The organism is Corynebacterium faecale (genome assembly GCF_030408735.1).
Lineage (GTDB): Bacteria > Actinomycetota > Actinomycetes > Mycobacteriales > Mycobacteriaceae > Corynebacterium > Corynebacterium faecale.
The window spans coordinates 2,561,603-2,576,353 of sequence record NZ_CP047204.1 but is presented as its reverse complement, the minus strand read 5'-3'; the positions used below and the strand labels follow the sequence as shown (position 1 = coordinate 2,576,353).

Annotated in this window: 7 protein-coding genes; 5 read left to right on the top strand and 2 right to left on the bottom strand. The window is 59.7% G+C overall.

Annotated elements, in window-relative coordinates:
* Positions 1-312: 312 nt before the first annotated feature.
* Together CFAEC_RS11705 and CFAEC_RS11700 are read right to left on the bottom strand one after the other, a co-directional pair.
* Positions 313-867 carry an acetyl-CoA acetyltransferase gene (locus tag CFAEC_RS11705; RefSeq protein WP_290277024.1) on the bottom strand — a complete coding sequence of 185 codons (555 nt, stop codon included), beginning with the start codon at positions 865-867 and terminating at the stop codon, positions 313-315.
* Between the two features lie 322 nt (positions 868-1,189).
* Positions 1,190-2,563, bottom strand: coding sequence for a dipeptidase (locus tag CFAEC_RS11700; protein ID WP_290277021.1), 1,374 nt, complete (start codon positions 2,561-2,563; stop codon positions 1,190-1,192).
* Between the two features lie 277 nt (positions 2,564-2,840).
* Here CFAEC_RS11700 and CFAEC_RS11695 point away from each other — a divergent pair, with 277 nt between their 5' ends.
* The 5 genes from CFAEC_RS11695 to CFAEC_RS11675 are packed head-to-tail and all read left to right on the top strand — an operon-like array spanning position 2,841 to position 14,750.
* Entirely contained in the window at positions 2,841-3,395 is a 555-nt protein-coding gene (locus tag CFAEC_RS11695) for a hypothetical protein (RefSeq protein WP_290277019.1), read from the top strand.
* A complete protein-coding gene (locus CFAEC_RS11690; protein WP_290277017.1) occupies positions 3,395-6,169 on the top strand; it encodes a vWA domain-containing protein in 2,775 nt (924 codons plus the stop codon). The genes CFAEC_RS11695 and CFAEC_RS11690 overlap by 1 nt, the downstream gene beginning before the upstream one ends.
* A gap of 41 nt (positions 6,170-6,210) precedes the next feature.
* The gene (locus CFAEC_RS11685) at positions 6,211-9,801 is read left to right on the top strand and encodes a tubulin-like doman-containing protein (RefSeq protein ID WP_290277016.1); all 3,591 of its coding nucleotides are present in this window, start codon (positions 6,211-6,213) and stop codon (positions 9,799-9,801) included.
* Positions 9,802-12,603, top strand: a complete 2,802-nt coding sequence (locus CFAEC_RS11680; RefSeq protein ID WP_290277014.1) for a hypothetical protein — start codon at positions 9,802-9,804, stop codon at positions 12,601-12,603.
* Positions 12,603-14,750 carry a SaeA-related protein gene (locus CFAEC_RS11675; protein ID WP_290277012.1) on the top strand — a complete coding sequence of 716 codons (2,148 nt, stop codon included), beginning with the start codon at positions 12,603-12,605 and terminating at the stop codon, positions 14,748-14,750. The genes CFAEC_RS11680 and CFAEC_RS11675 overlap by 1 nt, the downstream gene beginning before the upstream one ends.
* The last annotated feature ends 1 nt before the right edge of the window (position 14,751 follow it).

Genomic DNA, 14,751 nt, shown 5'->3' with positions numbered 1-14,751 from the left:
GCTGCCCCCAGCCAGCGGCCGGAGCCGCAGATTCACGAAGCCATGAACTGAGAAACACCCAAGCCCCAGGCGGCGTCGCAAAGGGCGTGGCAATACAGGGTGCAGTCTACCTGCGGTGCGGGGCGCTTCCCAACGAGAAATTGATTCTGACTGTATATATAGGGGCCTGTTGCACACCTTTATGAAGGGTTCTACCAGCTCACGGCAAGATGGCAGGAATCTGGAAAAATATTCAAAAAAGATCCCATTCCGGGGGTGTACATCGTGTACACCCGGAATGGGAGACTTTTTGTCCGGTTCGCGCTGGGTGTTCTATCCGTAGATGAGGTGAGCGGCTGAACTCATGGCAGCGGCAGCGGACTGTTCAGCGGTGCCACCGAATCCCATGGCCCAGGTGCGACGGTTGTTGTTGCAACCATAGATGAAGGTGACGGTTGCCTCGAAGATATCGAACTGGTGGAACTCAAGGATCTCGACGCGACGGCCGGCATCAGCCAGCAGGTTGGTGCAGGCGGAGACAGGGCCGGTGGCCATGATCTCGGATTCGGTTGCGGTGCGCTGGGAGCCGGAGTTCTCGATGATGGTGGCGGTGTAGTGGTTCATGCCGCCACGACGGGAATCAGATTCGAGGTTGCTGATACGCAGGTTTCCGGTGGGGGCGTAGGTGCTGGTGAACGTGCGCCATTCCATGCCGCGTGCCTCATCGCGCAGACCGCGGGGGAGCTTGAAGCCAAAGCGTGCGCGGAAAGGGTCATCTGCGTAGATGCGTGGCTCAGACTGGATCGGATTAACGCTGGCGGGACGAGGGGTCTCGCGGCGGTACTCGATGATGGTGGAGCGACGGGTGGTCTGGGTGGAGATAGACATGACACGGTCCTTTGCGTCAGAAAGAAAGCGGACGGATCTCTTTTTGCGATTCGAAAAAGATGTTTAAAAAGATCCTGTTAGGTGAAGGACCGACTCTTGAGCTTGTCTGGGGTGTTAACGACTACTTCCCTGGTGCGGGGAGTCAGTCCTTATCCCGCAGCAGGGTACGTAGCCTCCGCTACTCGCTTAGAGTCAATGATTTTTGTCATGTCGGCTATGGTAACCATGCTCACATTGCGTCGCAAGAGTGCTTTCCGCAGAGAGGAAACCCCACCCCCGGCAGGGGGTGGGGTTGAATGGCGTCTGATGGTGGCTGGGTGGCCTATTTTTCGTATGTGAGCAGGAACAAAGCTTCTGCCGTGGCAATATCCCTGATCTCATCGGGATCCACCGACTCATCCGCAGAGTGGATTACCGAGAGTGGTTCCTCCACCCCATAAAGCGCGAGTTCCGCAGCGGGATTGACCTCCATCAGCTCGGTGCACAGGGGGATGGATCCTCCTGAGCCCACGGTCACCGTGTCCTTTCCGTCGTATGCTGCCGACAGGCAGTCGGACAGGGTGGACATGGCGGGGCCGGAGATATCGGTGGAGAACGGCTGGTTGATGTCATCGACGACCACCTCGACCTGTGCGCCCCAGGGGGCATGGTTGATCAGGTGGGATCTGAGTTTCTCAACAACCTCGATGGCATCCTGGCCGGCGGGTACCCGGAGGTTGAGTTTGGCCGATGCGGTCGCCGGGACGGCATTGACGGCTTCCGCCACCGGTGTGGACGTGAAACCGGTGATGGTGATTGCCGGGCGAGCCCAGACGAGGGAAGCGGGGTTATCGCCATCGCCGAAGGTATCCACCCCTTCGAGGATGCCGGCATCGGAGCGGAACTCCTCCGGGTCATAGGGGAGCCCGTCCCAGTCGGTGGTGTTGTCCACTCCATCGATGACTGTGCGTCCGTGTTCATCGTGGATGGAATCAAGGATGCGCACGAGGGCAGCCACGGCATCTGGTGCTGCGCCACCGTACTGTCCGGAATGCACAGCCTGACGCAGGGTGTTTACAGTGATGGTGACCTGGCCGCCACCGCGGAGGGACGTGGTCAGGGTGGGAACCCCCACGGCTGCGTTTCCACTGTCCGCGATCAGGATGGCATCGGCCTTGAACAGCTCCGGCTTCTCCTTGATGAGCTCAGACAATGCGCCACCTCCCATCTCCTCGGAACCTTCGACCACGAAGGTCAGGTTGAGGTCGGTGCCGCCGAGTGCTTCCACGGTGCGCAGAGCTGCCAGATGCATGACCAGGTTGCCTTTGCAGTCTGCCGCCCCACGGCCATACCAACGCACACCATGCTCACCTTCCCGCTCGGTGAGGGTGAATGGTTCGGAGGACCAGAGATCCAGTGGTCCTGCAGGCACGACATCGAAGTGGCTGTAGAGCAGTACTGTCGGCGCGTCATCGGCACCTTTGAGGGTTGCGACGAAGTTGGTGGTGCCGTCGTCTGCCGGGTGCTCGGTTACCTCGAAGCCTGCGTTATTCAGCGCAGTGCGGGTCCAGTCGGCGGCCCCTTTGTAGTCCTGCAGTAGTGCCGGTTCGCTGTGAACGGAATTGAAAGAGACGACTTCCTTGAGCTGAGTGAAGATCTGTTCACGCTGTGCTTCCAGATGCTGTTTGATTTCCGGCACATTCTTGAATGAGGTCATGGTTATACACCTTATATATCGGTACGGGTGGAGCGGGAAGTCTCTTCGGGAAAATCTTTATCTGGAGGGGTTCCTGTGGAAGTGGGTCCTCACGGTTTGCCTGGGTGTTCGAATAAGTTCTACTTTTCCGTGAGCGGAGGAAGGGCATGTCCACCCCGTGGGTAAAGTAGGGTGCATATATTTGAGAATGCAGGAGACTCTTCGAGAAGATGATGTATCACAGAATTTTCTGGAGCTCTCTCAAGCCCGAATCGATTCTTCACATGCGGAGTAGCTGATGTCACAAGGATTTACCCAACCACCTGGAGGAACATTTGGTTCCTCTTCTGGAGGATTCTCCGGTGGACAATCTGGTTTCGGCGGTGGCTCCCAGGGCGGTGGCTTCGGCGGCCAGCCTGGTGGCTTCGGGGGAGGTGCACCAAGTGGTGGTTTCGGCGGTGGTGCTAAGTCCTCCTCCGGTAGCCGTTTCGGTTCTTCCCCGGGTGGTTCCGGCGGGGGAGGTCGTCTACAGTCCGCACCTGTGGTGTGGGTGGCTGCAGGACTGGCACTGGGATTGATTGGCATCGGGCTCAACGCCTGGCTTACCTTCGGATCGCTCGTGGCCACTGACGGGCTCTTTCTCGTCATCGCAGGAATCGCGTGGGGATTGGCGGGACTCGTCGGGGCACTCCTGATCGGTAAGCACATGACGGAGGTGAATACGCGCAAGGCCACCGGATTCTATACGGAAGACACCGGAAAAAAGGTGCTGTTCAACATCGCAGCGGTACTGCTCGTGATCGCGGTCATCTGGTCAGCGTGGGATATCGCCCTGTGGATGGGAAAACTGTGATGATGAAAATTGCCAGAAACAGGTCTCAGAAGAAAAAACGTTTCACCGCCGCTGCCGCAGCTCTCTTCCTCGGTGCGGTTCTCAGTTTCCCGGCGGCAGCTCTCGCCCAGGAACCGGCACCTGGCGTTGAAGGTTCCTCCGGTTCCCTCAACAACGTCGGTGCCTGTATCGCCGACAAGGGCGCTCTTGATGTCATCATCATGATCGATGAGACGGAATCCCTCATCCATGAGGCGCGTGATGGTGTGGTCAACGCTGACAAACCAGGTGCAGATGCCCAGCACCACCGCGTTCCTGCAGCACAGAGCTTCGTCGAGGAACTCTTGGCCAAGCAGGCTGACGGAGATCTGCAGACCCGGATCCGGGTTGCCGGTTTCGGGCAGACCTATAAGTCCGGTGCCACCGTTCCGGAGAACTACGGTGAGTGGACTGAGCTCAGTGACACAACCGTGAACGGTATCCAGGATGAGATCGCCCAGTTCAGTGAGCGCACCCAGGAGCAGTACACCAACTATGCCGCTGCCGTGGAAGGTGCCTACCAGGACTTCCCCCGTTCAGGTTCCGAGGACGCCTGCCGCATGCTGGTGACCTTCACCGACGGCGCTCTCACCGCACAGGAAGGTGCGCAGCAGGCAGAACAGGCGCTGTGTGCTCCTGGTGGCGTCACCGATCGTCTCCGCAGTGCGGGGATCACCCACATCGGTATCGGCCTGTCTGCGCCGAGCAACCCTTCTGATTTCAGTCTGCTGCGAGGCACCACCGCAGGTGGGGCTACCTGTGGCGTGGAGGCACCCAACGGCGCCTTCTTCCCGGCGGACAATGTCGGTGGCCTCTTCGCGGCTTTCCGGGAGGCACTGGCCATCGGTGGCGAAGCTACCGGTGAGACCCGTGCTGGCGATCCCTTCAGTTTCACCCTGGACAACTCGGTGAACTCCGTGCGTTTCACGGCGATTGCCAAGGATGACCTCGGGGAAAACGCATACCTGGTGCTCACCGCCCCAAATGGTGAGACAGTGGAGCTCAAGGACTCCGGTGAGGCATCGCTGAACGCGACTGATGTGACCTGGGAGGCGGAGACCTCGCCGGTGCAGATGTCGGATGGCACCCTGACCCTGCAGGACGGTGGGGAATGGAAGGGTGTCTGGAAGATCCAGTTCCAGGGATTCGACCCGGCTGCGGCAGAGGGAAGGGTGTTCAACTCGGTGGAGATCCAGCCGGATCTCCAGCTCGTGTTCAGCGGTGGTGACTCCGTGGACGGTGCCCTGAATCTGCGTGATGATCAGCAGTTGAGCATGAACCTGGTCGGACGCGACGGCGAGGCCCGTGTCCTGGAGGGCGAGGCCCGGGTTGATCTTGGTTTCACACGTGCCGATACCGGTGAATTCCTGAGTATCGCCGAAGGTATGGACCTCTCCGGTGGGCAACTGGAAACCCCTCTGGGCATGATCGGTGAACTTCCTGCCATCGGTTCCGTGGAGGCACGCACCACCGTCACAACGGCCGGAGTGGACGGTAACCCCGGAACCACCCTGAGCCCGATTCTCAACACCACCCGCATCACGGTCACCCAGCGGGACATGCCGCAGGTTCCCGGGGGCGTCCGCTTCAATGCGGATGAAGAAGTGGTTACGGTGGATGTCCCGATTACCGGTCCGGGGCGCGTCTGGGTGAACCCGGATGCGCAGCTGACCGGAACCCTCCCTGAGGGTGTTGCAGGCGTTGCCGCTTCGAGTTCCTTCGACAGCATGGACAACGCACTGGTGCTCGGACTGGATGAACAGGGCACCCTGCCGGTTCAGTTCACGGTGCAGGAACTGCGTGACGGCCTGGTTAACGGCTCCATCCCACTGCAGATATCCAATGCGGAAGGTGGCAATGAAACCACCGTCGACCTGCCTGCTGAGGGGTCTCTGAGTGTTCCGGTCGATACCGCGATCTTCCTCGCGGCATTTATCGCAGTGCTTCTGCTGGCCATCCTGATCCCCCTGGCCATCCTCTATGCCTGGCGTGCCATGACCGCGAAGGTGCCTGACAAGGCCATGAGCGGGGTCCGGATCCCGGTCGAGTTCAACGGTGAGGCATTGCGTTATGCAGACAGCAGCTCCCCGGACCTGGATTCGCAGACTGTCGCATCCAAACAGATTCAGGCCGCGGGCAATCGCTTCAACGTGGAGGGACATCCCCTGAGAGTCCAGCGGTTCCTCTGGAATCCTTTCGCATCACCGACAGTGATTGTGGAAACAACACCGTCCATCAGCTTCGATGGCAAGCAGAAGGGAACCCAGGCCAAACTGCCACTGGCAGTCCAGGGAACCTGGTTCCTGACCGCCCGTGGAGCAGACCGCAGCAAGATGGAACTAATCGCCCTGACCAACCTTCCCCGCAATCAGGAACAGCTTGAACGCATGGTCACCGACATCATCAGCAAAGCTCCTGACCTGGCCCGGAAGCTGCAGACGCAGCTTGATGATGCCGCGACCATCACACCAGCCAGCACCCCGGCGCGGGGGCAGGCTCCCCAGGCTCCCACAACGCCAACTGATGATAAGCAGCAGCCTGCCCCAGGTGGGGGTTTCGGTGGTGGCTTTGGCTCCGGTGGTTTCGGGGGAGGTACGAATACCCCGGATTCCCCGCCAAGCGGTGGTTTCGGTGGTGGTTTCGGCAGCGGCGGCAATAGCGGAGGCTTCGGCTCCGGTGGTAATGGTGGCGGTTTCGGCGGTGGACCGGGCAAGCCTGGTGGCTTTGGTTCCGGTGGCGGCTTCGGCGCACGTTAACCTGTAGATAAGCAATTTATTAACAATTTAAGGATTTATAGATGAAGAAAGTTCTAGTTGTTGGTTGTGGTGGCTCCGGAGCCAAGACCTTGGCTTATATGATGGACCAGCTCAAGACAACGCTTGCTGATAACCTCCCGGACAGGTATCCGAACCCCAAGGAAGCCAAACTCCCCGGTGCCTGGCAGTTCGTCTCCGTGGATGTCCCGACCTCTCCGGAGAGCCCCGGGCCCAACCTGCCGAATGTTCCGGAGGCAGGTGGCCGTTATATCTCCTGTGGTTCCTCCGACCGTTATGCCACGGTGGATGTTGCAGTTTCCAACCAGCTGGCCTCGCGGGGAGCCCTGGGTGGCATCTCTTCCTGGGCCCTGAGCAACCCGGATTCTGAGACCACACCGATCAGTAAGGGAGCTGGTCAGTACCGCTCCATCGGACGGATGCTCATTCTGAGCAAGCTCCAGGAGATCCAGGCTGAGCTGCGTAAATCATGGGATGTCCTGTTCAGTGGTGAGACGGAGCGTGAGCTGGCTGATATCCGTTCCGCTCTCTACGGCACCGCTGTCTCCAGCAGTGAGACTTCCAAGGAGCAGCCGATCGTCTTCGTCGTCTCCTCGATGGCCGGTGGCGCCGGTGCATCGATGGCGTTGGATATCTGTCGTCTCCTCACCGGTCTCGAAGGTAACGCCGTGGGCCTGAGCTCACTGTTCATGGTGACCCCGGATATCTTCTCCCAGCTCTCCCCGGACCAGGTTGCCGGCACCAACCCGAATGCCCTGGCCATGTTCGCTGAACTTGCCGCAGCGCAGATGGGGGCTGCCTCCGAGGAGGATTCCCGTCTCTTCAACGCACTCGGTGTTGCCGTGGGTGATGATTCCATCCCTGTCGGACGCATCTTCCCGGTGGGCATCCGCTCCGGTGAGAACGGAGCCCTGCTGGGCGACGGCAAGCCTGATACGGTCTACCGCGCCCTGGGTCGAGGTCTGGCAGCTCTCATGGCTGATGAGGTCTCGATGGACAACTTCGAGCAGTTCACCCTGGGCAACCGGGGTGGTGGCAGCGCCGACCAGAGCAAGTATGCCTGGGGTGCGCAGGAGGCCAAGAACATCCCATGGGGTAGTTATGGTTACTCCCAGCTCTCCATGGGCCGGGACCGCTATGCGGAGTACTCCGCCCAGCGACTGGCACGCTCCGCGGTGGACCGCCTGCTCAAGGGGCACTACGATCCCACCAACGATGCAGCCTCTGACCAACAGCTCCAAAAACGCCTGGAGAACAACCTGCCCACCATCGCAGGCAAGCTGGGGGATGTCCTCCCGATCAATCATCAGGTGGGGGACTGGATCTTCCAGGGTTTCAACCAGGTGATTGAACACTGGACCCAGCGCATGAAGAACCTGGTCAAGGAACAGATCCCAGCTGCTGACGGCAGACGCGGCAATGAGTGGGTCAGCACCGTCCAGCAGGCGCTGCAGAGCAGTAGCCAGCAGATAGAACATGATAACCGTCATGAGCTCTATCAGGGTGTTGCTTCCTGGGCGGGCGCCGATGTCCTCCAGCAGCGGATCATCGACCTGCTCCGGGATGAGATCGCGAAATTCGGTGTCCCCTATGGCATGAGCGTCCTCGAATCCATTCAGAGCGAGATCCAGCAGAAGATCATCACCAACCTTGCACAGCAGGGCAGTGACCGTGCTCCGGAAGCTGTGTCACTCGTGGAGAACCGTCGCCTGGAGATGGAGAACAGCAAGGGCAGGATAGACAACTCTGATGCCTATATCCAGACGATCGTCTCTGAGACAACAGCTCAACTCCATGCCCGTGCCGTCCAGTTCATCGCAGAACACATGGCCAGCGTCCTGGATGATTTCAGCAAGAACTTCCTCACCCCACTGCAGCACACCATCCAGCGTGAGCACCATTCCCTGGAGAAGGACTACCAGCTCACCAATGACATCAACCTGGGAATCTCCCAGCTCAAGACCAATGTCCCGGCACTGTGGCCTGATGAATCACAGAGCACCGTCCCACAGCGTTTCAGTCAGGCAGCCAATGAGGTCTTCCTGACTGACGTGGACACCTTCCCCGTGCAGTTCCAGGCACATGTGCGTTCCTCCACTGAAGACACCAACGAGCAGAGTGATTACGCCAGTGCCCTGCAGGAGGCATCGACCCGCGTGGTCAGCGGTGTCTGGGAATCCAAGTCCGGATCAGAGAAGGCCCCCCGCGACCTCATCCGACTCCTGGATGTGTGGGTGGCACGCGATCTGACCAATGATCTGGCATCCGGGGGTCTCCGCGACCCGAAGCCCGCCCGCTTCGACCTCAAGATCACCACCGGTGAGGTTTTGGAACGCTCCCGCCAGTACATCCGCCGCCCAGGTTTCGGATTCCAGCAGTTCATCTCCAGCTCTCTTCGTGAGTTCATCACCGCGCCGGGACTGGCGGACCATGAGCGGCGCGCGCGTCGTCAGCAGGTGCTGAGTAAGTTCAGTGAGGCCATGACCTATGCGCTTCCGCTGGCGCAGATCAACCCACAGCTGGTGCGTGCCCTCTATGGCGACGAGGTTCGTTATAACTTCAACTTCTCCCGAATCCCCTTTGCTGGTGATGATCTCGGGGGAAGCCTGGAACAGGCTGTCCGCGACTTCCCGAATCACCGGCCGGCAGATGTTTCCAAACCACTGGGCAAGGCCTTGGTCTCCCAGGGCGAAGAACGGTCCATCGACATCTTCGGTTCCTACCCGAACTATGCTCCGATCGTGTTCGATTCCCTCCTGCCTCCCATCGAGAAGCAGTGGCGTCAGATCACCGGTGACCGTACTGAGTTCTGGCACGGACGCCGCACCCGTCCGCTGTCTGCTGCGCTGCCGATGACCGACCTGGAGCGTAACGCCATGGTCAGGGGCTGGTACGTGGGGCGCCTCATCGGTAGGATCTTCTTCCCTGGCACCCTGGACACCTCTGATCACACCCCGGTGCAGATCTACGAGGAGAAGTCCGATACCTGGATCAACTTCTCCACTCCGATGCTGACCCCGGTGTCCCGTTTCCGTCAGAGCCTGGACTGGCTTCCGAACCTGCTGGAATCCGCTTCCCTGGCCTGGGCACGTGCCGGAGAACGTCCTGTATTTGAATCGGTGGAGCCCTATATCCAGCTCCGCCAGCTCTGGGATGATGCCGCCAGCCCATCTCTGCCAGGCCGCACCACCCGTGGTGAGAAGCTCCTGCATGAATGGCTCTTCACCGGCGAGCGCATGGCGGGGGATGTTCTGCAGATCCCAGGTACTGAACCTGGGGTGAGCCCACAGGCCCGTTTTGAGGCCGCCAAGCAGTTCCTGCAGCGACAAAATGAGATCGCCCAGCACTATGTGCCAAGCGACAAGCTGCGTCAGGGACGCCTGTTCACCACCGTGGATCGCCCCTATGGTGATGTCCGTGACCGTGATCTGGCCTCCCAGATCCCGGTCTTCGCAGACTTGTCTGCAGATGTCTTCGATGGCACCCGGGAACTCATCGAGATCCTGGAGAAATGCCTGGCTGCAGGCCCCCCTGCGCAGCAGGTTTTTGATATGAACATCGTCCGTCGCGAAACCTCCTCCGGCCCTTCCCTGCCTGGTGAGGGTGAGTTCTAGATGTCTGCTTCTTATCCGCAGGACACCATTTTGACGGTGTTCCTGGGGCGGGGCCTGATGTCGGAAAGTATCCGACAGACCTTGGAGGATTTCGCCGCGACCGGCCTGATCCGCAACCTGGTGTGGATTGATGCTGATAGTTTCACGGATTCCTCTTCCGAGGTGACCCACCTCCACATGAGCAGGGATGGGTTCCCGGAGCTTCAGCGACGTCCCTTCAATGAGCTGGTTTCCAGGTCCCGTACCACCAGGCTCCACCTCGGTGTCATCAACGTTATCGATAGCAACGGTGGGATGCTCCGTGCGGCTGACCTGACCGCTCTTACCGACATCATCGACAGCGTGTGTTCCCACCACCAGGTGCATCGCTCCAACGTGATGATCGGTGCTGTTGCTGCACCCCTGGAAGAGGATCTGCCGATCCTGCGTGGTTATACCAACCTGATGTTGGCGCCTGAAGACAGCCAGAGCCCGGGCACCGCGACGGTCACCTACCGTCACGGTGGCACCGATCACCGTTTCACCCTGCACTGCGTGGCCAATATCGCGAGCCTGTATGGGCTGTGGGAAGGCAGCACCTCCACTCCGATTGAGCAGCTTGTGCCGGCGAAGGGATCCAGTTTCCGTCTGGTGCGTTCCTTCTATCGGCGTATTGACGGACAGGCGGTCCAGTCCCGCCTCAAGGAGGACATCCTCAGTACCACCGAGAATCCGCTGCCGCGTCTGGACCGCCCAGGTAGGGAACAGACCGCGCAGTATGCAGAGAACCCTGACTCTTTCGCGCAGAAGGCAGCTCAGGAGATTCTGGATGAGTTCCGGGTGCCGCTGATTGGTGAAGAGACACTGGCGCATGTCCAGAAGACGAAGACCATCAGCAACAGGACTGCGATCCGGCAGTTTGCCGGCACCTGGGCCAAGAAGATGGTGACCACCCCGAAGCGCTTCTTCACCGAACTCTTCGCGGAGTCCAGAACCCTGACAGGGGATGCACTCCAGGCCGGTATCTACGGCAGTACGGGATCCGCAACACGGGTGGGAAACCATGGGGAGTTTACCGCCCGGGGTGGGGAGAAACAGCGCAGCGTCGTCTACAACGAGGATCTTAAGATCAAGTATGCGGCTGATCTCCATGACCTGTGGCAGGCCTATGCCAACACCGCCCTGAGTCTTCTCGACGCTGAACCCCGATGGATCGCCCACGGGGAGGACGGCTTCCGGACCCCGACGGTGGTGAGTACCCGGCAGTCCTCGCGTGTGGTGGTTGCCCGCCGTACCTCTGATGTGATTCCCGGCCCGGAGACGAACTACGGTGACGGTCTTCCCGTAGAGGTGAAGGTGGCTGTCAATGTCGGCGAGGTAGCTCCCTATGATGTCGAAGGAGTCGCAGAGTTCGAACGCCGTCTGGCCCGGGAAAGTGACCGTGGTCAGCGGGGCATGGGTCAGGTCATCGGCGAGTTCAAGCGGTGGCAGGAACGAAATTCCAAGAGCTTCGCATTCTTCGTCGGGTCAGGTCTGCAGGGAATGCGCCGGGATCTGGAGAACCAGGAAGGGCACTGGAAACAGGAGATTGACAAGCTTTCCCGCAAGGGCAGGAACGCTGTCGGTTCAGGCCTGGGATCCAGGATCTTCCGGTGGTTGGGATGGGTGACTTTCTGGTCAGCCGTTGCCTTCGGTGCGTGGTGGGCGGTGGAGCACTACCTGTCTGAATCGCCAGTGGAGATGAGCCTCTGGGCTGCCACCTTCAGCGCCACCACCACCGCTTTCAAGTGGAAGTTCTTCGGTGTCTGGTTGGCTATCTGGTTGGTCTGGTGGATCACACAGTGTGTCTGTGAGACCCGGGATGAATTACGTTTCACCCATCTCCGTCGTGATCTCATCACCGAGCTGGAGGCAGCCCAGAAGAACCTGACTGCCACCCAGCAGTCCCAGGAACGGCTCCAGGTGGGCTACCAGCAGTTTCTTTCTGTCTCCAAGAGTGTCGGTGTGCTCCTGGAACGACCCTTCGGAAATATTGACCAGGACCGGAGGGAGTCACCCATTCCAATGAACTCCATGCCCGATTCCGTCATGTTTGCCGAAGCCATCCCTGATTCCGAGGCGGTGGCACAACTGACCCGCCAGTTCAGGCGTGATCTCTACAAACAGGGTTGGCTGGGTAAGTGTGTGTTCGGTGCCCTCGATGAAGCTGCAGCCGCACTGGCAGCGGAGACCGGCAATAACATCAGTTCACGTTCACTCTTCAGCAGTACGGGCGAAGGGTCCTATGGTGATCTCGCACAGATGTCGGCCTTTCTCACAGGAGACCGCTTCCGCCAGAATGACCGCAGCGTGGACATCTGGGAAAATATCACCGTGAAACTCTCCCAGGAGAGCGACACCGTGCGTTCCGGGATTCTCGATTCCCTCCAGATCTACCGGGGTGGTGAGAAGGTCGACGCACCCTATCTGCAGTCGCTCAAGGAACTACGAACTGTCGGATTCTTCAATAGTGAAGTGGCCAGTGAGAACGGCAGGGTCAGAGGAATACTCAACCTGGATCCGGACCTTTGTGTGTACCAACCGCAGGAGAATGAACTGGACACCATCGGTATCAGTGAGGTTCTCCTCCAGATCAGCGACCCCGCAGAGGGTCCAGATATTGCCTTCGCCCGCCCGCAGCGGGACGTATTTGATTCAACTCTGCTTGACCGCATGCCAACCAGTGAGGAGTTCTATTCCGGGCAACCGGTTGATTCGCCTTTCCTGGATCAGGGACTTCCTTCACGGCAGCGTCATGAACTACCAGGTACGGGAGAGTTCTAATGGCCAGTGAATACCAGATTCTCAGTGCATTCAAGATGTGGCGTGACACCGCCCGCACCAGGTTCACGGTGGAGGCACTGCCCACCGATGAGGCGCTGCTCGCCGCAGCTAAGAACCCGGAGCAGCTCAAACCAGGCGGTGACTACCCGGAGTTGCTGATGTGGGCCACCGCTTTGCGACGCGTGCTGGGTTATGTCCAGGTGGGTCACCTCCGGGTCATCGAAGAGGGAACTGATGCTGCGATGTTCACACCGGACCTGGATGCTGAGCAGACGCCTGAGGCCCCGGAAGCAGACGTGATTGTAGAAACCGAGCCTGCGGAAGCAGAGATCCAGGCACCTGCTCCCAAAGAGCCGGAACCTGAAATAACACCGGCACCCCGTCGACGTCGCTCTTCGGAGTCTCACCGCTTTGAACAGGCACAGAGTGCGCCGGTGGATGACAATATCCGTACCTGGCAGCAGTATGACTTCGCCCGCCTGGATGGTTTCGCCGAGGTCACCCCGGTACCGGGTGGATATCTGCACATCACACCGAACCAAACCGGTGGGTTGGATCTGGAGTGGGGAGTTCCCTATTCCTCCAGTTATGGAGCACGGGTGTTCCGTGTGGTCAGTGATGAGATGGAGTTTGAGCAGGATCCGGATCTCGGTGAGTACCGGGTGAGCACGGTGGGTGAGCGGTGGGTGGATGATGAACCCCTGACCACCGCCTACCGCATGTACCAGGTGTGGATGTATGAAGGTCTCACTGAAGCTGTGGCCGTGACCTCCCAGCCACAGCTGGTGGGGGAGCTGTCTTTCATCAACCCGGTGTCCAATATCGAATTGTCGGTGGCCGGTTCAGAGGTGAAGGGGCAGTGGGTCCCGGCTGAGCACACCCACCGTGTGGCGGTCTATGCGGCACCCTCCACGGAACGTCTGGTGCCTGTGCCCAGGAATGAGATCGCTGCGGACAAGAACAATTTCCAGGGTTTTCGTTTCCACCCGCAACACCGGGGCCGTGAGTACAAGTTTGTTGCCCGTCGCTTCGTGGAGATCAAAGGCCAGATGATCGGTTCGGCTCCTTCCGAGGAGTTCACCATTGATGTCCCCGCTGAGGTGGTGGAGGTCTCGATTGACATCAAGGAACGTTTCGATGGTTTCAGTACCAGCTTCGATGTGTCCTGGGAAGCACCGCACTCCGGTGAGGTGTGGATCTACCGCACCCTGGAAGCACCGGAGAGCGATCTGCGTTTCAACGCGGTGGAGACCGACCAGTTGGAGAGCTTCGGACTGGCTCGACGTGATTGGGCCAATGACCTCGAAGACACCAAAACCTCCTGCCGGGTGACCTGGCCGGAGGACTGGTACTCCATCTTCCTCACCCCGGTCAACGTGGTGGGCAATCAGGCGCAGGTCGGCGAGACCTACTCGCGGGTACGTGTCGGGGGGATCAGTCGACCCAAACTCTACGAGCGGGTGAACAACCAGCTGCTGACCTTCGGGTGGCCGGAGGAGGCACATGAGGTGACCGCGGTTTTCGGTGAACCCGGAACCGGCCACACCGTGGGACCGACCACGGACACCCCGGGATCCAGCCTCGCCTCGATCCACCGGGAGGCCTATGAGGAGGAAGGCGGCATGCGCGTCAAACTTCCCGGCGCGGGCGATGTCGCGCTTTTTGCCTCCCGTGTCTATGAGGGACGCCAGATCTGGGGTGAGCCGGAGGTGCTGCAATACCAGGGCCTGGACAAGTTCAGCTATCAGCTCCACAGGGAAGATGCTCGGCTTTTCCTCGTGATTTACAGTGAGCGGCCCAGCAACCAGTTCCACCAATTCTCTCTCCGGATACATCCTTCCCGTCTGCCTCTGGAACCAGAGGACGGACAGGAGGTCATGACGCGCAAGATCATCAACGACAGTGGTGCGCCCCGCTCCGCTGACCTGCTCGCCGGAATCAGTTCTTCGGCGATCCGTGGGGAAGACGAACAAGCGGTGGAGTACTGGGAGATTGACCCGGGAATCGCCGGGTTGCCGTCGACAAGCTTTTTGCGTCTGTTCATCCACCAGGATGACACCGAGAGGCCGCACCTGAAGGTGCTGATCGATCCCGCACCTGCCTCCCTGAACCTGGGGACCTGGACCGGGGGGAGAAACCACCAGTGAC

Coding starts and splice junctions, on each gene's coding strand:
- CFAEC_RS11705 (WP_290277024.1), bottom strand. CDS start 867: ATGTCTATCTCCACCCAGACCACCCGTCGCTCCACCATCATCGAGTAC.
- CFAEC_RS11700 (WP_290277021.1), bottom strand. CDS start 2,563: ATGACCTCATTCAAGAATGTGCCGGAAATCAAACAGCATCTGGAAGCA.
- CFAEC_RS11695 (WP_290277019.1), top strand. CDS start 2,841: ATGTCACAAGGATTTACCCAACCACCTGGAGGAACATTTGGTTCCTCT.
- CFAEC_RS11690 (WP_290277017.1), top strand. CDS start 3,395: ATGATGAAAATTGCCAGAAACAGGTCTCAGAAGAAAAAACGTTTCACC.
- CFAEC_RS11685 (WP_290277016.1), top strand. CDS start 6,211: ATGAAGAAAGTTCTAGTTGTTGGTTGTGGTGGCTCCGGAGCCAAGACC.
- CFAEC_RS11680 (WP_290277014.1), top strand. CDS start 9,802: ATGTCTGCTTCTTATCCGCAGGACACCATTTTGACGGTGTTCCTGGGG.
- CFAEC_RS11675 (WP_290277012.1), top strand. CDS start 12,603: ATGGCCAGTGAATACCAGATTCTCAGTGCATTCAAGATGTGGCGTGAC.